A 718-nucleotide genomic window follows, 5' to 3' on the forward strand; every position below is an offset into this window, starting at 1 on the left:
TAAGGCCAGGAGGCAAGTTTGGTTATTCGGTTAGTGGAACTGATGCGTAGACGCGTAGGTGGGCAAAAGTGGGAGAATCATCCCAAGAATAAGCGGGTTTGCTTAGGGTTGGTGGGAGCAGGGGCATTGGTGAGCACAAGAGTGGCTACAGTTCGTTGGGTTTCTGTAAGCGAAAGCATCCGCTTAATCACTAAAGCAGCAACCAATCAACTTGAAGCAACCTTTTGAAATAGCAATTTGAATGTCTTATTTTGTAAGCATAGTAGCTGCAATATGAATGACAAGGATTTTGAGGCATTAATGGAGCTTGCTGCCAGAAAGCTGGAAGAAGCTAAGGCGATGTCTAAAAAAGAGGCGATACAATCGCTTAATAGCGCAGGTATACTTTTATAAATTGCAAAATAGTTGAGAAGTTATGCGAATGACGTGTGAATTGAAACTCGTAAACATATTGCCTATTACGCTGGACACCCGTGAAGCTGCCAATCGGCTTGCTGATGTAGTGAGAGAACGTAATGAATGCAAGCAGATAGTATTGGACTTTTGGGGTATTGAATTTATATCGCGTTCATTTGCTGACCAACTGTACAAGGAATTGTACCTTCATGATAAGGAATCATTTGACATTGTCATCAAAAATGCTGATGCCACCATCACTCGCATGCTGGATGCGGTATCTAAGACGCAGGCCAAGCGGAGAGTCGTAAAAAGAACTCAC

1 protein-coding gene is annotated in these 718 nt (G+C 43.0%); it reads left to right on the forward strand.

The window, feature by feature from the left end; all coding sequences use genetic code 11:
• Positions 1–415: 415 nt before the first annotated feature.
• The coding region (locus JHJ32_RS22640; protein WP_200123018.1) for a DUF4325 domain-containing protein at positions 416–718 on the forward strand (303 nt) is incomplete at its 3' end.

The organism is Parapedobacter sp. ISTM3, assembly GCF_016533505.1.
In the GTDB taxonomy this organism is placed as follows: domain Bacteria; phylum Bacteroidota; class Bacteroidia; order Sphingobacteriales; family Sphingobacteriaceae; genus Parapedobacter; species Parapedobacter luteus.